Consider the following 16194-nt stretch of genomic DNA (forward strand, 5'->3'; position numbering starts at 1 on the left):
CGTGCCGGCCTTCGGGGGAAGGCCGGTTGGCCCCGGAAGGGCCGTGACTTCGGAGGTCGTAACGCGCAGGGGGCGCGTTCCGGGCCCTTCTAGACCGTCGAGCGTTGCGTTCGAAATCATCAAGAATCAAAGGAGGATGCCATGCGAGCGATTCATGCTTTGCGCGGCTATGTACGTGCGGCCGGAATGGTCGCAGTGGTTGCGCTGTTCGCGGCGAGTCAGACCGTGGCGGCGGATAATTACCGGCCGTTCGTGCTGGCCTACACCGAATCGGGGACGGATGTCTCCGCCGAGGCCGCCAGTGTGCGGGAGCGTCTGGAGGGGGCCGATTTCCGGTTCTTGGGCGAATACCCGGTCAGTGACGACCGGCATGTGGTCGTCGTGACCCACGATGATCTGCTGTCGGTGGCCGGCTCCGAGGAACGCGGCGGTTACATCGCCCCGATCCGTGTGGCCGTGACGGCCGTCGATGGCGGACTGCAGGTGAGCTATAACAACCCGGAGTATTTCCGTCACGCCTACCGGCTGGACAGCTCGGTCGACAATGTGACGAATCGTTTGGCGAACACGCTGGGTGCTGAGCGTGACTTCGGGTCCGAGGAGGGCCTCAGCGAGCGTGACCTTAACCGATACCGTTATACCTTCGGTATGGAGCGCTTTGACGCGCCGTACGAGTTGGGTAGCCACGGGTCGCGGCAGGCCGCGCTCGACGAGCTGGACCGCAACCTGAGTAGTCGGGTGGCCGGAGTTAGCGAGGTTTACCGGGTGGATATTCCCGGCCAGGACGTCACGGTGATTGGTGTGGCGGTCAGAGAAGAGGACGGGGCGGCGCAGGATTCGGCGGACCTTCACCAGCTGGGGATTGTCGATGTTGGCGAGTTTCGTCATACCGCAACGGTTCCGATCGAGATCCTGGTCCGAGGCGGCGAGATCGAGGCGCTGCACATGCGCTTCCGCAAGGCAGTGCACTTCCCGGACCTGCGCATGCTGGGGGATCACAGCTTCATGCGCCTGCGCAGTTCTCCCGGGGCACTGGAAGAGACCCTGAGGGAAGTCGGGGGCTTTGAAGAAGAGGAAGACGACGGCTTCGACTGGTAATCCGGTAGAAATCGGACGCGCCAGGGAACGGTGCAATAGGGGCGCGGAATTCCCGCGTACCCCACTCAAGAACCCCGGTCCGCCGGGGTTTTTTTACGACCGGGGTGCGGAGTTGTTTATGCTCCCGCAACACCCGCGGCAGGATGCACACTCATGAAATCGATGAAGATCGCCAATATTGGCGAGATCCGCAACGAACTTAACAAGTACAAGAAGGGCAAGAAGCTCGATATCCACCAGTTCAACCAGGTCGCGCGTCTGGCGTGGCTTGGCAAGATCGTGATGCAGCCGTTGGACCTTGAGGACCCCGAATGCAAGTCCTTCCTGGTGTACATCCAGGAGCCCGAGGAGTTGGCCGCTCATTTCCTTGATACCGATCAGGAGTTGACCGGGGGGATCCACATCATTGATGGCGAGCAGGCCATGGCGATGGTCGAGATCATGCGTAGCGGGGTTGAGGAACGCGCCAAGCTGTACGAGGATCTCTCGCGTAGTGACTTCTACTTCCGTTACTTCTACCAGCCCGGCGCGGACGACAAGGGCGGTGACGCCGGTTCCGGTCAGGATCATACCGAGGGCTGAAATTTGGTCGCATCGACGGTTACCCCGGAGTGGATCGACGCCGGGGCCCGCTCCGCAGAAGAACTCCACGCGCTCTACGCAGGTCTGGCGGGTACTACCTCGCCGGATGCTCCCCCGCGTCTGCTCTGGGCGCATGCCCGTGAGGCGCACATCTCGATCGGTGCCAGCCAGGATGCGGAAGCCGACCTCGACCTGGCGGCCTGTGCCGCCCAGGGTGTTCCGGTGGTGCGCCGACCCCTGGGGGGCGGTTCCGTATGGGTGGATGCCGACCAGGCCTGTTTCTTCCTGATTCAGCCGCGCCATGTCCTTGCTCAGGGCCACCGCCACCTGTTCGCGATGGGCCTGGGGATTGCGATGGATGTGCTGCGCGAGCTAGGAATCAAGGGTGTAGAGGCGCGGGGGCAGGATGTCTGGGTTCAGGGGCGCAAGATCATGGGTACCGGCGCGGCCACGCTTGATGAAGGCTGTGTGTTTGGTGCGAGCTTCCTGCGCCATTTTCCGGTCGAGCGTTTTCTCGCCTGTGTGAATGCCCCCAGTGAGGGGTATCGGGATTGGCTGCGCCCGGCGCTGGAGACGGGTATGACGGACTGTGCACGCCAGTGCCAGCAGGTGCCCGAACCGGTTCAGATCGAAAGTGCACTACGCACGGTTCTGGAACGCCGTTTTGGTGTGCCGGCTCGGAATCTGTCACCGGATTCGGCCACCATCGAACAGTGGCTGGCGGTGGGGCGCGAGGAACTTGCGGACCTGGCGGACGGGCTGGGATCCCCGGCCGTGCGCGACGGTATTCGGGTGAATCGCGACAATCACGTGTTCGAGACGCGAGGGCCCTGTGGCCGTCTGCGCCTGCATGTAGAGGGCTCGCATATTGCTCGCGTCTGGTGCGAGGACCCTGAGACCACCGCGATCCTCGAGGCGCGCCTGGTCGGCGAGTCACCGGAGCGCCTGCGCGTTCGGTCGCGCTTGAATGGCCAACTGGAGCCGCAGGTAGTGGACGAGATCAGTGCCCGTATCGACGGGCTCTACCGCGGGATCGCGGCGGCCTGATAGCGTCCGCGCCTGTCCGTTTTTCGAAACCCCGGAGATCCTTTATGTCTGAACCGACCATCGCGCGCCGCCTGGAGAAACGCATCATCCTGATGACGCAAGATGCGGACATGATTGCGCGGCTCCAGTCTCCACTGACGCCAGATTGGAACTTGCACCAAGTGACCGATCTCGAAGACCTCGGGCCCTGGAACGAGATCTTGCTGTATCGCTTCCTGTTGCTGGATCTGGACGAGATCGAGGCCTTCGACCCCCTGGATGTCATTCGGATGTTGCGCATGGAATACCAGATCAATCTTCCGGTATTCTGTTTCGGTGGTGACCAGGATATCCAGGACGAAATGCGCCTGGCGCGTGCCGACCGCTTTTTCGGGCGGGACGAAATGGTCGCCAAGCTTCCCGAGTTCATCCGCCAGTACGACTGGTAATCGGCTGCCTGCGCCGGAGTTCGGCAACCTGGTGCGTTATTGCAGGGAGAGCGTGGAATGGAACCCATCATCCGGGTGTGCGAGCTGTACAAGGTGTTCGGGCCGAACCCGCAGGAAGGCCTGAGGCTGATCGAGGACGGGCTGGACAAGGACACCATCTTCGAGCGCACCGGCAATACGGTGGGCGTGAAGGCCTGCAATCTTGATATCGCCGAGGGCGAGATCTTCGTGGTGATGGGGCTGTCCGGGTCCGGCAAGTCGACCCTGGTGCGGCTGCTGAACCGCTTGATCGAGCCCACTGCGGGTACGGTGGAGGTCCGCGGGCGCGACGTTACGCGGATGAGCCAGCGCGAGCTGATCCGGTTACGCAGCGAGGATTTGGCAATGGTCTTCCAATCCTTCGCTTTGATGCCGCACAAGACCGTGATCGACAATGCGGCACTGGGGTTGGAAATCGCCGGGGTCGGCCGTGCCCGGCGCCGCGAGCGGGCGTTGGAGGCGCTGGACCAGGTGGGCCTGAAGGCGCACGCCCGCAGCTATCCCGACGAGCTGTCGGGCGGGATGCAGCAGCGTGTGGGTCTCGCCCGGGCGCTGGCGACCGATCCCTCCATCATGCTGATGGACGAGGCCTTCTCGGCGCTGGATCCGCTGATACGCACGGATATGCAGGATCGGCTCCTGGATCTGCAGCGCGAGCATCGCCGGACCGTGGTGTTTATCTCGCATGACCTCGACGAGGCCATTCGTATCGGCGACCGCATTGCCATCATGCAAGGTGGCGAGGTCGTACAGGTCGGTACGCCGAAGGAGATCATCACCGCCCCGGCCAACGAGTACGTCCGCTCGTTCTTCCACGGCGTGGACATCACCCAGGTGTTTCAGGCCGGCGACATCATGGATAGCGAGAATATCCCGGTGCTGGATGCCGACACCACCGCCGGCGAAGCACGCAATCGCATCGCCCATGTCCCGGGTAGCGAGGCCGTGATCCTCAATGCCGAAGGACGTTTTCGGTCTATTGTCCAGGCCAAGCGTCTGAACGAACTGACAGTGGATCGCCCGGCCAGCGAGGTGGCCGTGACCTTGGAGCCGGTCGGTGAGGACATGGCTCTGGCGGAGCTTCCATCCCGTGCTGCGCGAAGCCCGGTATCCATCCCGGTGGTGGATTCTGAGGGCCGCTTCCGTGGTCTGGTGACGTTGCCGCGACTGGTCGAAGCGCTGGATCGCAGTCGGACCGCGGCCGCCATGAACGGAGATCGCTGACATGGAAGGACGCATCAATATCCCCGTGGGCGATTGGATCGAGACGGCGGTCGACTGGATCCTCGACAACCTCGAGCCGGGCCTGGACGGCATCGCCTGGTTCCTGGGTCTGTTGACCAACTCCTTCGAGGGCGCGTTGCTGGCGATTCCCGCCTGGTTGTTGGTGCTGATCCTGGTGGGGCTTAGCTGGTGGCGGGTGAGCTGGCGCTTCGGGATCTTCGCGATCGTGGCGCTCGGTCTGATTCTCGGCATGGACCTTTGGGAACCCACCATCAAGACACTCTCGCTGGTGCTGGCCGCCACTGCGGTGGCCCTGGCGATCGGCATGCCGGTTGGGGTTGCGATGGCGCGCAGTGACTGGGTCGAAGCCTCGATCCGCCCGGTGCTTGATCTGATGCAGACCATGCCGCCTTTCGTCTACCTGATCCCGGCGGCGATCTTCTTCGGTCTGGGAACCGTCCCGGGCGCCATTGCCACGGTAGTCTTCTGTATGCCGCCGGTCGTGCGTCTGACCAATCTGGGTATCCGTCAGGTGAACCGCGAGCAGATCGAGGCCGGGCTGGCCTTCGGTTGCAATCGACGCCAGCTTCTGACCAAGATTCAATTACCCTTGGCAATGCCGTCCATCATGGCCGGCATCAACCAGACCATCATGCTGGCACTTTCCATGGTGGTGATCGCGTCGATGATTGGGGCCGGCGGGCTGGGCAACACCGTGCTCACCGGTATCCAGCGGCTTGATGTCGGGCTGGGTTTCGAAGGCGGCCTGGGGGTCGTGATCCTCGCCATCCTGCTCGACCGCATTACTCAGAGCGTGGGGCGGCGGCGCAAGGGGAGTCATTGACCTCCGGTTTGGGCGTCGCGCCATCGATTTCACTCGAAGCAAGGAGTAGCACGATGAACAAGACACTGACCTCAACCCTGTTGGGTGGCGTGCTGGCCGCCTCGATGACTGTGTCGACCGTTCAGGCCGACGACATCCAGATTGGCTGGACCGCGTGGTCCGACGCCGAGTTCGTGACCAAGCTGGCCGAACGCGTGATCGAGGACGAAATGGGATACTCGGTCGAGCTGATTCAAACCGACATTGCTCCGCAGTACCAGGGTCTGGCCGCTGGCGACATCGACCTGATGCTGATGGCCTGGTTGCCGGGTACGCACGAGGATTATATGGAGCGCGTGGGCCAGGACATCGTCAATCTGGGGCCCTTGTACGGTGACGCCCGCCTCGGCTGGGTCGTCCCGAACTACGTGCCCGAAGACGAGCTGGGTTCGATCGAGGACCTCAAGAAAGATTCGGTGCGGGATAAACTGGATGGCCGCATTACCGGCATTGACCCGGGTGCGGGCCTGACGCGTCTGTCGGAAGATGCGATCGAGACGTACGGCCTGGACGGCTATGACCTGCAGATCTCCTCCGGCGCCGGCATGACCTCTGCCCTGGATCGCGCGATCCGTCGCGACGAATGGATCGTAGTTACCGGCTGGAGCCCGCACTGGAAGTTTGGGGCCTATGACCTGCGCTATCTGGAAGATCCGGAAGAGGCCTTGGGTGGCTTCGAGCGTATCCATGCTCTGGCCCGCGAGGGCTTCGCCGAGGAGTATCACGATGTCGCGATGATGATCTCGCGCATGCATCTGAACCTGGACGTGCTGGAAGAGGCGATGTTCTACGCCCAGGAGAACTCCTACGCCGAGGCCGTGGACCGCTTCATCGAAGATCACCCGCAATACGTGCAGTACTGGGTGACCGGCGTGATCGACTGATCAGCGCGGACTACCCGCAGCACCCGAAAGCCCCGCCCTCGCGGGGCTTTCTTCGTTCAGGCCAGCGATTCCTTGTTCACCACGAAGCGCACGAAGGCACGAAGAAGGGCAAGGGCGATGGCACCACGGAGGGAGCGGGGTTCACGAACAGCGCGGAGACGTTCGGTTCAGGGGCGGACGACGGGGCGAATGAAACACGTTGCCGGCATTCTCCGGTCACGATGAAGATTCGCCCGCCAATCGTCGTCATCCCTGAAACCGCGCAGCGGCCGGGATGACGAGGAGGGGTGCACGTTCGGGATGGTGGGGGGCGGGTGTTTTGAGCGGGCCGCTGCTGTGGCCGGTCCGGAAACGCGAAAGGCCCCGGGCGAGTCGCCGCGGGGCCTTCGAGTGGTGCGCCCCGGGACGAAGCCGCGGGGTGGGGCAATCTCCAGGATCAGCCGATCCAGGCGTGCTCCAGGACGTCGATACGGACCTTCTCGTGGAAGGTCTCGCCGTTGCCCTCGATCACCAGGTCGCCAATGCGAGTGCCGGCGGTGTCGTAGCTGAACTTGCAGTCGAAGGTGCCCGGTAGGGACACGCTGCCCTCGCATAGGGTCTCGCCTTCCACCGAGAAGGTGCACTGGGCGGTGCCGGATCCGTTCAGCACGGCCTGCACCCGGAATTCCTCATTGATCGGGCGGCGGTAGAAATCCGGGTCGCGGTTCGGGTTGTACTGCAGGTTGTTCAGCTTGACGAGCTTGACAAGTTTCATACCGGGTCCTCTATTAACGCGCTGAATCCGAGTGATCGCGCCTTCGCACGTACAACCCCGCCGCCAGCGGGCGTTCGGTTCATGCAACGGCGCAGGTTCGATAGAATATAAACAGCGAATGATACAACAAAGCCTGCGGGAACACGACGGACCCAGAAGCACAGTCCGCTCGAACCGGCGCAGCCTAACGCCGCATCCGCGCATACACCAGCCCTGGCCCGAGTGGCCGGCATCGGAGATCCCATGAAGAACCTGATCAACCGCATCCGCGGTGTGGAACGCGACGTCATTGAGAAACCGGGGGATGCAGGCGATGCCCCGTTCTACAAGCCCCAGGGCGACGAGGTCGAGATCTTCAGGGCGGCGTATTCCAAGCGTCTTCCGGTGATGCTCAAGGGCCCGACCGGTTGCGGCAAGACCCGTTTCCTGGAGCACATTGCCCATGTCCTGGACCAGCCGCTGGTGACCGTGTCCTGCCACGAGGACCTGACCAGTTCCGACCTGGTCGGCCGCTTCCTTCTGGAAGGCGAGGAGACCGTCTGGCAGGACGGCCCGCTGACCCGCTCGGTGAAGGAGGGCGCGATCTGCTACCTCGACGAGATCGTCGAGGCGCGCACCGATACCACGGTGGTCATCCACCCGCTGACGGACCATCGCCGCCAGCTGCCGCTGGACAAGAAGTCCCAGATCATCGATGCGCACGAGGACTTCATGCTGGTGATCTCCTACAACCCCGGTTACCAGACGGTGCTGAAGGACCTGAAGCCCTCCACCAAGCAGCGCTTCGTCGGTATCCACTTCGACTACCCGGCGGAAGACGTCGAGCGCGAGATCGTGGCCAAGGAATCCGGTGGCCTGGACGCCGACCGCGTGGAGAAACTGGTCGCCGCCGGGCGCAAGGCACGCGCACTGAAGGACCACGGTCTGGAAGAGGCCACTTCGACCCGCGCGCTGGCCTACGCGGGCGAGCTGATGCAGGCGGGCCTGAGCCCGCGCGTCGCCTGCCGCGCGGCGATGATTGCGCCGATCACCGATGACCCCGAGCTGATCCAGGCCCTGGAGGAGATCTTCGACGCCCACTTCCCCGAGTCCGAAGCCGCGTGAACGATACCACGACCAACGGCGACGCGAAGCCCGAGGCCGAAGAACTCGTCGAGATCGAGGAGATCCTCCAGCACCTGGAGGACATCAGCTTCGTCGCCCATCGCGACACAAAGGAGGCACTGCCGGCGATCCGCCCGTTCGGCGCCACCGTCGCGCGGCGCTGGATCGAGACCGCGCGCGGCCTGTTCTTTCATGATCGCGAGTCCGGCAAGAGCTTTATGCGTCACTCCGCGCGCCTGGCCGAGCACATGCAGACGGTGGAACTGTGGCTGGAGCAGGCGGCTCGCTTCAAGGAATGGGTCAACTCCAACTACGCGCTGGAAGGCTTCATGGCCCAGGCCGACCGGGTCTATGCCACCTGGGGCGAGGACGGTGAGCGCGAGTGGGCCGAGATCGGCCTGCGCTGGTGCGCGCGCAGCCTGCCGGATGCTCGTGCCTACTTCGAGACCGATTTCGAGAAGCTGGCGGGCGGGCGTGGCATCGAGGGCCTGCGCGCCCTGATCGAGCCGGCGGAGACGCTGTTCGACGAGCGCGGCCTGACCTTGGATGCCTACCTCGAGGGTGCGCCGATTGCCCGCAATCTGGTCGGTGACCAGGGCCTGTTGTCCTGGGCGCGTCGCGGCGCGGACCTGCTGAAGGCTGGGCGTTCGCGTGGCGAGGCGTACTTCCGTCTCGAAAGTGACGAGAGCCTGAAACTGTTGCTGGAGGCCTTGCCGGGTTTCCGGCCGCGCATGAATGGGCGCTTCCTGCGGCTGGTGCTGCTGGCCTGGCTGGATGCCGACATCCCGCTGGCCGATTCCAGCTGGAAGCCGGGCGAAGGCCGTCCGATGCTCGAGACCGACGGCCGGCGCCTGTTCATGCCGGCAGTGATGGACTCGCGTGAGGAGGCGATCGTCGCGACCCAGCATGCCGCCGCGCACCTGGCCTTCGATACCTACGCACAGGACGACGTCCAGCGCCTGTTTGAACGCGCCGGGGCCGAGCACCCGCCGCTGGACGACAAGTCGCGTTTCACCTGGCGTCCGCTGTTCGCGAACTATGCCGAACGCATGTTCCGTTTCCAGGTCCTGTTCGACTTGGCCGAGGACCTGCGGGTGAGCGCGCGCATCGCCACGCGCATCCCGAACTTTCTGCCGCGTCTGGTCGAGCTGGCCGAACAGCACGAACGCCCGGAGGGAGCGGCCGCCGTCTATTTCGACTTTGCGCTTAAGGCCCATCAGGCGCTCCTGCATGGCGAGGAACAGGACCCGCGCCTGGCTCCGATGCTGGAGCCGGACGCGGATGTGGTCACCGCCTGGGCAGTGGGCGAGACCTTGTTCGCGGACGAGGCCTTCCCCGAGATCACCATCCATGAGCGTGCCGAGGCCTATCTGCCGGGACTGTCGCTGAACCAGTCGCTGCCGGTCTACCCGCAGAGAAAGCGGGACGGCAGCCTGGCCGATTTCCGCGATCACGAGGCGCACGACGAGCACAAGTTCGAGCGTGAGAAGCAGGAGGAGCAGCCGCAGCAGGCTCCGGAGCAGGCGCAAAAGGATCCCGACGCGGATATCCAGACGCCGCAGCAGGAGACCTCAGGGACCGGAGGCCGCATCGGTACCGGCATCCCGCAGCCGGCCCAGGTCGCCAAGCGCGCTGCACCCTACGTGCCGCGTAAGGATGGCATCGCATATCCCGAGTGGGATTATCGCGAGCAGCGTTACATATCCGAGTGGGTGAACCTCTACGAGCGCGTGCTGGACGACGAGAACGCCGAATTGGCCGCCAGCATCCTCGCTGATAACCGCGACACCCTGAAGCGTCTCAAGCGTGGCCTGGAGATGCAGCGGCCGCAGCGCCTGGCTCCACTGCGCAAGCAGATGGATGGCGACGAGCTGGATACCGAGGCGGTGATCGATTTCATCGCGGACAAGAAGGCCGGGCTCTCGCCCAAGGCCTTCATTTATCGCCGCCGCGCGGTGCAGCACCGTGACACCTCGGTACTGCTGCTGGCGGACATGTCCACGTCCATCATGGCGCGGCATCCGAGCGGCGAGGGCAAGATCGTGGATCGCGTGCGCGAGGGGATCATGTTGTTCATCGAGGCCATCGACAAGGTCGGTGACCCCTGCGCGATTGCTGGCTTCGCCTCCAAGCAGCGTGACCAGGTCAATTACTACTGGCTGAAGGACTTCAACGAGGGCCTGGACGACACTGTCCGCAATCGCATTGCGGGGATCTCCGGGCGCCTCGCCTCGCGCATGGGGGCGGGCATCCGCCACTCACTGGAGGCCTTCAAGCGCAGCTCCAGCCAGCGCCGTTTGCTGCTGATCCTGTCCGACGGCCGCCCGGCCGACTATGACGATGGCGGCGACCAGCGCTACCTGCACGAGGACACGCGCATGGCGATGAAGGAGGCGATCGACGCCGGGGTGCACCCGTTCTGCATCACCCTGGACCCGTCCGGTTCCGATTACCTGCCGGCGATCTTTGGTCCTGGCCACTACACCATCATCGATCACGTGGACGAGCTGCCGCGCCGTCTGCCCGAGATCTATTTGAGGCTGCGCCAGTGAATGCCACCCCTGAAGCGATCGAGACCGACGCCGAGGCCCACGGCTTGGAGCGGGGCCCGGCTCGGCGCCACGCGACCCTGCTGCATGCCCCGCGCTATCGTGGCCACAGCTATGGCGACAATCACCCCCTGGGCATCCCGCGGGTATCGCTGACCATCGACCTGATCGAGGCCTATGACGCGATCACACCAGCGGAGATGGCCGTGTCGCGCAAGGCCCAGCCGGCCGAGCTCGAATGGTTTCACACCCGCGAGTACGTCAGCGCGATCCAGCGTGCCGAGGCCCTGGGCAAGGTCTTCCAGCGCTACCGCGACCGCCACAACATCGGCAACTTCGAGAACCCGTTTTTCGCAGGCTTCTACTTCACGCCCGCGACCGCGACCTGGGGATCGATCCAGGGTGCGGAGGTCGTGTTGGGTGGTCAGATGGCCTTCAACCCGGCGGGGGGCATGCACCACGCCGCTCCCGACCAGGCGCGCGGTTTCTGCTACTTCAATGACCCGGCGCTGGCGATTCTGCGCTTGCGCCAGGCCGGTCAACGCGTGCTGTATCTCGACATTGATGCCCACCACGGCGACGGCGTCGAGGCCGCGTTTGTCGGCGACCCCGACGTCCTGACCGTCTCTCTGCACATGGATACCGAATACGGCTATCCCTTCGAGGGCGGGCGGATCGAAGACACCGGTCCGCTCGGCAATGCGGTCAACATGCCGTTGCCGAAAGAGACCAACGACACGGAATTCCGAGCCGCGTTTACCACGATCTGGGATGCCGTACGCACCCGCTGGCAGCCGGACGTCATCGTCGTCCAGGCCGGTACGGATGCCTTGCTGCCCGATCCGCTGGGCAAGTTCGGCATCTCCACTCAGTGCTTCCTCCAGTGCATCGACGACGTGATCGAGACCAGCCCGCGCCACGCCGACGGCACACCGAAACTCCTGGTCCTGGGCGGCGGTGGCTACCATCCCCTCGCGCTGGCCCGCTGCTGGACCGGCGTCTGGGCCATGCTCAGCGGTCGCGACCTGCCTGCCGAGGTTCCCGCCTCGGGCCAGGCGCTGTTGCGCGACGTCGATTGGGACATGGACGAGGAGGAGGACTGGTACGAATCGCTGTTTATCTCTCGGCTGGATGCCGAGCGCACGGGGCCTGTCCGTGCAGAACTGTGGGAGCGGATCGAACGGCTGCTGACCGTCCATCCCTGGTTGCACGACTAGGCTCTGGTGGTGCCCAGTTGCACAGGGTGGCGCGATTGGAACACGCTTCGGTCTGTTGGTTCTTGGATAGGACCATCCCCCGCAAGGGGTATGGTCCTATCGACGGGCAGGGAATAGGGAGACGCTGATTTAATTGCACGTCCGCGTTGGCGCCCCCTGTTTTCCGAGACAAGGCGCGTCGCGCAGCGGATAGTGGTTCTACCCGCCCGTTTTTGATGGATTGGGGCGCAACGCAGGATCGGGGAACAGGGGGCACCAACCCCACAAGCCATTGAAAGCAGGGGCTCGGCCGCCCGTTGTTATCAAAAACGGGCGCGGGAACGGCGTTGCGGCTCCCTTGTGCAGAATGACTGCACGGCAGTCACCGCGCCTTGTTCGCACGCAAAAGCGACTCGAGCGCGGACGTGCAATTAAATCAGCGTCTCCCTAGAGCAAGTCGTCCTGGATGGCGTCGATGCCCGCGGCTGCGCATTCGTGGTCGACTTCGCCACTGGGTGCCCCGGAGACACCAATGCCACCCACGATGCGTCCATCCGCAGTGATTTGCACGCCACCGCCCAGGATCGTGACACCGGGCAGGTGCTGGATGCCGTAGCCCAGTTCGCCGGGCATGGTCATTTCGCGCAGCTCGAGCGTGTCGGTGCGGAAGCTGACGGCGGTGTAGGCCTTGCTGATCGCGGTGTCCACCGTATGAGCGCCCGCGAAGCGATCCCGTTTGAAGGCTTGCGAGACCCCGTGGCGATCCACAACCGCGACGGCGACTTGTGTATCGCGATCGCGGCACGCCTCCATCGCGGCTTCCACCGCCTTGACGGCGATCTCCGGGATCAGGGTGGGGGTGGAGAAGGTGCCCTCGCTGGCCTGGATGGGCCCGGCGGTTAGCGCTAGTAGGGCAGTGGGTACAATTAGTCGTAGCAGTTTCATGAGAAGCCCTCCTGTCTTTGTGGGGTCTCACTAGTGTTATTTAGATCCAGTGCTCCGGTTTGGCAAACCGGCTTCTCCGGGGTTGCTCGGGGCCTTATGGGGAAAACGTCATGCCGGTCATCGATTCTGGCTCCCGCGAGTCGATGCTCTTGTTACGGGTTTTCGCAAATCCTTGTCGCTGCAGTAGGATTCGTCTCCCTGTGCTCGACCGCTGGAGCCGGGCCGCGTGATACCAAGCGCTGGCGTGGCCAATCCCGGTAGGGCGCGATTTCAGGATCCGCAAACGATCGAGGAGCTTCATGGACGCCGTCCAGAAACTGATCCCTGGCTACGCTAATGCGAAAGCCACGCGCCGCTATGCGGAGCAGTTTGTGTCCGAAGGCAAGGCCGCCGAAGGGCATTACAGCGAGTTCTCGCGCGCGAAGATGCGCCTGTCCAGCCTCGGTATAGGCACCTTCGGTGGCGCTGCCAACGCGGAGGTGGATGCGCAGATCTCCGCGATCGTTGCCCGAGGTCTGACCGAGGGCATCAACGTGATCGATACCGGTGCTCATTATCGCTATGGCCGTTCACTGGCGGCGGTTGGGGCGGGTGTGCGTACCGCGTTGGAGGCCGGGGTGCCGCGCGAGGCGATGTTCCTGATCTCCAAGGGCGGGTTTCTGACCCTGCGCGGTGGGCCGCCGGAGGACATGGAAGCTTGGTTTCAGCGTGAGATCGAATCCCAGGGCATGGGCACGAAGGACGACTTAGCCAAGGGCGCGCACCTGCTGACCCCGGAATATATTCACTACCAGATGGAGCTATCGCGCTCGCTGATGGGGGTGGAGACGCTGGATGCCTTCATCATCGACCAGCCCGAGGTGCACATCCACGAGATTGGCAAGGAGCCGACCAATCGTAAGCTGGAGCCGGTCTTCGAGATGCTGGAGCGGGCGGCGCAGGAGAAGAAGATCCGCGCGTACGGGATTTCCACCTTCGAGGGCTTTCGTGAGGAGACGGATGCCGCGGTGTTCCAGTCACTCACCTCCATGCAGGGGCTGGCCGAGCGTGCTGCGCAGACGGTTACGGGTGACGAACACGCCCGACATCACTTCAAAGTGGGGATGCTGCCGTTCAACCAAGTGATGCTGGAGGGCTTTACCCGTTTCAACACCGCGACTGGGCAGGGCAATGTGGCGAGCCCATTGCAGGCCGCGCACCAACTGGAGGTGTTCATGTTCGCGTCGCACTCCATGCTCAAGGGCCATCTGGCACAGCAGTCGGTTGAGGTGGTCGATCAGCAACTGGCGCATTTGCCCAATCCGGCGCAGCGCGCGATGCAGTTCAACCGGTCCACTCCGGGGTTGGGCACCTCGCTGGTGGGTATGAGCATGCCGGAGCACCTGGACGACATGCTGGCGGTAATGCGCGAGCCGATGCTGGACAAGAAGGCCTTCCTCGGCATGTTCAAGAAGGCCGAGGAGGACTGACGCCTCTGTGGGAGCCGGCTTGCCGGCGCAGCCCTTGCCCGGGTCCGACTTTGGCAGGGGCTTCGCGCGTAGGCACGCTTCCACTAAGGCCCCGAAGCCCAAGCCAGGGTGAAGATTTCATGCACAAGGGTATGTCAATGCAGGTTGATCTGAAGGCCCTCGAATTCCCCGCGATCCAGCGCCTGCTGGAGCGCCTGACGGCCACGCCCTACGGCGCCGATGCGGCGCGCGGGCTGGAGCCAGCGCCGAACCTGGGTGCGGCCCAGGCGTTGCAGAAAGCGGTGACTGTCGCGCGCCAACGCCTGGACGCAGGGACGCTGCCGCGCCTTGGGCAGCTGCCGGATGTGCGCGCGGCGCTGCGTCAGGCCGCTAACCCAGGGGCGGCGCTGCCGGTTCAGGCCCTGCACAACCTGCAGACGATCATGCGTCAGGCTCGCGAGTTGGCGGATCAGCTGGCGGACACGCCGGAGATCTATCCGGCGGACCTGAAAAAGCTTTACCCGCCCGAGGCGCTGGAAGAGCGCCTGGCCGCTTGTCTGAATCCCGGGGGTTCCCTGCGCGAGGACGCCAGCCCGTCGCTGGTGGAGGCCTTCGGAGAGCGTGGGCGTTTGCGGGAGGAGGTCGAGGCGGTGGTCAAGAGGCGCTTGGCGGCCTCCGATGTGGCACAGAAGGGCGAGGACGCCCTGAAGGTCCAGTGGCACCAGGAGCGGGCGGTCATGGTGCTGCGAGGCGAGATGGCCAATGCGGTCAAAGGCGTACGCCGGGGCTCGGCGATGGGCGGGCGCGATCAGATCGTGGAACCCATTGAGGCGGTTCCGCTGAATAACCAACTGGATACCGTCAATAGCCAGATCAATATCGAGCAGCAGCGGCTGTTGCGCGAGCTCACCGATAGCGTGCGCTCGTTCGGCGACTCTCTCGAGCTCATGCTGACTGCGCTGACCTGGATTGACCTGGCCTCGGCGGCCGCCCAGCTCTCGGCGCAGATGAACGCCCATGCCCCGGTGCTGGAGGACAGCGCCGGGGTGGAGCTAATCGAGGCCTACCACCCGCTGCTGTTGTTGCAGTTTGCCGAAGGCAATGGGCCGCAGCCGGTACCGCTGTCGATGCGCCTGGACGAGGATCAGCCGCTGTTGCTGATCACCGGCCCGAACACCGGTGGCAAGACGGTCGCGCTGAAGACCCTGGGACTGTTGGTCACGATGGCCTGGTGCGGAATGCATATCCCGGCCGAGCAGGATTGCCGCATTGGGCGTTTTGATCGCGTCATGGTGGACGTGGGCGACAACCAGAGCCTGTTCCATCACTTGTCCACCTTCGCCGGGCATGTCGAGGTCCTGAAGCGCATCCTCGACCATGCCGGGGCCGAGACGCTGATCCTGCTGGACGAACTGGGTACTGGTACCGATCCGGACGAGGGCGCGGCCCTGGCGATGGCGATGCTGGACGAGCTGCGCAGTCGCGGTACCCGCGGGATTGTGAATACCCACCTCGCGCCGCTGAAGGACTACGCGGCGCAGCACGCAGGGATCGTGAATGCATCGATGCAGTTTGATGCCGACACGCTGTCGCCGACCTATCGGCTGCTGGTTGGTGAGCCTGGTGTCTCTTTCGGTCTCACCATCGCCGAGAAGAACGGCCTGCCGCCGACATTGATCGAGCGGGCGCGTGCGCACTTCTCCGAACTGCCCACGGCCCAGGCCGGGGCCGACGCCGACCGCAGCTGAGCCTTGGGGTTGCCCCGCTGCACCGCCATTGCGAGGCCCCGCAGGGGCTGTGGCAATCTTTGGGTGGGACCCCGACGCCTGTTCCGGCCGGCGCTGAAGCCGCCCACGGAGATCGCCACGTCGCTGCGCTCCTCGCGATGACGGGGCCGTTCCAGCGTTTTACAGTGTGAAATGGGGGCGATTTCATATTAGGATGGTGGGCTATTTTGATTTGTGGTGTGTGATCGCCTGACGATCGCGCACAAGCCCCTGGTTAAGGAAGTCG

At 64.1% G+C, this 16194-nt stretch carries 14 protein-coding genes; 12 read left to right on the top strand and 2 right to left on the bottom strand.

Annotation, left to right across the window (positions count from 1 at the left end; all coding sequences use genetic code 11):
* The first annotated feature begins 141 nt into the window (after nt 1–141).
* From F462_RS09450 to F462_RS09480, 7 genes are all read left to right on the top strand, one after another.
* A complete protein-coding gene (locus tag F462_RS09450; protein WP_038053596.1) occupies nt 142–1098 on the top strand; it encodes a hypothetical protein in 957 nt (318 codons plus the stop codon).
* A 153-nt stretch (nt 1099–1251) separates the two neighbouring features.
* The gene (locus tag F462_RS09455; protein ID WP_038053597.1) at nt 1252–1680 is read left to right on the top strand and encodes a hypothetical protein; all 429 of its coding nucleotides are present in this window, start codon (nt 1252–1254) and stop codon (nt 1678–1680) included.
* 3 nt (nt 1681–1683) lie between these two features.
* Nucleotides 1684–2727 carry a lipoate--protein ligase family protein gene (locus F462_RS09460; RefSeq protein ID WP_038053599.1) on the top strand — a complete coding sequence of 348 codons (1044 nt, stop codon included), beginning with the start codon at nt 1684–1686 and terminating at the stop codon, nt 2725–2727.
* Between the two features lie 44 nt (nt 2728–2771).
* Complete coding sequence (locus tag F462_RS09465; RefSeq protein ID WP_038053601.1) at nt 2772–3155, top strand: hypothetical protein; 384 nt, start codon at nt 2772–2774, stop codon at nt 3153–3155.
* Nucleotides 3156–3212: 57 nt separating this feature from the next.
* Nucleotides 3213–4418 carry a glycine betaine/L-proline ABC transporter ATP-binding protein ProV gene (gene proV, locus F462_RS09470; RefSeq protein ID WP_038053603.1) on the top strand — a complete coding sequence of 402 codons (1206 nt, stop codon included), beginning with the start codon at nt 3213–3215 and terminating at the stop codon, nt 4416–4418.
* Nucleotide 4419: 1 nt separating this feature from the next.
* A complete protein-coding gene (locus tag F462_RS09475) occupies nt 4420–5262 on the top strand; it encodes an ABC transporter permease (RefSeq protein ID WP_038053605.1) in 843 nt (280 codons plus the stop codon).
* Nucleotides 5263–5315: 53 nt separating this feature from the next.
* Entirely contained in the window at nt 5316–6185 is an 870-nt protein-coding gene (locus tag F462_RS09480; RefSeq protein ID WP_018874458.1) for a glycine betaine ABC transporter substrate-binding protein, read from the top strand.
* Between the two features lie 436 nt (nt 6186–6621).
* On the opposite strand, the gene F462_RS09485 is transcribed toward F462_RS09480, so the two are convergent.
* The gene (locus F462_RS09485; protein ID WP_018140266.1) at nt 6622–6939 is read right to left on the bottom strand and encodes a hypothetical protein; all 318 of its coding nucleotides are present in this window, start codon (nt 6937–6939) and stop codon (nt 6622–6624) included.
* 243 nt (nt 6940–7182) lie between these two features.
* Here F462_RS09485 and F462_RS09490 point away from each other — a divergent pair, with 243 nt between their 5' ends.
* The 3 genes from F462_RS09490 to F462_RS09500 are packed head-to-tail and all read left to right on the top strand — an operon-like array spanning nt 7183 to nt 11809.
* Nucleotides 7183–8043 (top strand): CbbQ/NirQ/NorQ/GpvN family protein, encoded by an 861-nt coding sequence (locus F462_RS09490; protein WP_038053607.1) that lies wholly within the window; start codon nt 7183–7185, stop codon nt 8041–8043.
* Nucleotides 8040–10595 carry a nitric oxide reductase activation protein NorD gene (locus F462_RS09495; protein WP_038053609.1) on the top strand — a complete coding sequence of 852 codons (2556 nt, stop codon included), beginning with the start codon at nt 8040–8042 and terminating at the stop codon, nt 10593–10595. The genes F462_RS09490 and F462_RS09495 overlap by 4 nt, the downstream gene beginning before the upstream one ends.
* Nucleotides 10592–11809, top strand: coding sequence for an acetoin utilization protein AcuC (locus tag F462_RS09500; RefSeq protein ID WP_038053611.1), 1218 nt, complete (start codon nt 10592–10594; stop codon nt 11807–11809). Before F462_RS09495 ends, F462_RS09500 begins: the two co-directional genes overlap by 4 nt.
* A 426-nt stretch (nt 11810–12235) precedes the next feature.
* Here the strand turns inward: F462_RS09500 and F462_RS09505 are convergent, their stop codons facing one another.
* Complete coding sequence (locus F462_RS09505; RefSeq protein ID WP_038053613.1) at nt 12236–12733, bottom strand: GlcG/HbpS family heme-binding protein; 498 nt, start codon at nt 12731–12733, stop codon at nt 12236–12238.
* 299 nt (nt 12734–13032) lie between these two features.
* Between F462_RS09505 and F462_RS09510 the strand changes: the two genes are divergently transcribed.
* Together F462_RS09510 and F462_RS09515 are read left to right on the top strand one after the other, a co-directional pair.
* Entirely contained in the window at nt 13033–14202 is a 1170-nt protein-coding gene (locus F462_RS09510; protein ID WP_038053616.1) for an aldo/keto reductase, read from the top strand.
* A 137-nt stretch (nt 14203–14339) separates the two neighbouring features.
* Nucleotides 14340–15929: an endonuclease MutS2 gene (locus F462_RS09515; protein ID WP_038053617.1), complete on the top strand. Its 1590-nt coding sequence runs from the start codon at nt 14340–14342 to the stop codon at nt 15927–15929.
* The last annotated feature ends 265 nt before the right edge of the window (nt 15930–16194 follow it).

Origin of the sequence: Thioalkalivibrio sp. ALJ1 (assembly GCF_000745395.1) — a bacterium.
Lineage (GTDB): Bacteria > Pseudomonadota > Gammaproteobacteria > Ectothiorhodospirales > Ectothiorhodospiraceae > Thioalkalivibrio.

Coding starts and splice junctions, on each gene's coding strand:
- F462_RS09465 (WP_038053601.1), top strand. CDS start 2,772: ATGTCTGAACCGACCATCGCGCGCCGCCTGGAGAAACGCATCATCCTG.
- F462_RS09480 (WP_018874458.1), top strand. CDS start 5,316: ATGAACAAGACACTGACCTCAACCCTGTTGGGTGGCGTGCTGGCCGCC.
- proV (WP_038053603.1), top strand. CDS start 3,213: ATGGAACCCATCATCCGGGTGTGCGAGCTGTACAAGGTGTTCGGGCCG.
- F462_RS09510 (WP_038053616.1), top strand. CDS start 13,033: ATGGACGCCGTCCAGAAACTGATCCCTGGCTACGCTAATGCGAAAGCC.
- F462_RS09485 (WP_018140266.1), bottom strand. CDS start 6,939: ATGAAACTTGTCAAGCTCGTCAAGCTGAACAACCTGCAGTACAACCCG.
- F462_RS09455 (WP_038053597.1), top strand. CDS start 1,252: ATGAAATCGATGAAGATCGCCAATATTGGCGAGATCCGCAACGAACTT.
- F462_RS09475 (WP_038053605.1), top strand. CDS start 4,420: ATGGAAGGACGCATCAATATCCCCGTGGGCGATTGGATCGAGACGGCG.
- F462_RS09450 (WP_038053596.1), top strand. CDS start 142: ATGCGAGCGATTCATGCTTTGCGCGGCTATGTACGTGCGGCCGGAATG.
- F462_RS09490 (WP_038053607.1), top strand. CDS start 7,183: ATGAAGAACCTGATCAACCGCATCCGCGGTGTGGAACGCGACGTCATT.
- F462_RS09505 (WP_038053613.1), bottom strand. CDS start 12,733: ATGAAACTGCTACGACTAATTGTACCCACTGCCCTACTAGCGCTAACC.
- F462_RS09515 (WP_038053617.1), top strand. CDS start 14,340: ATGCAGGTTGATCTGAAGGCCCTCGAATTCCCCGCGATCCAGCGCCTG.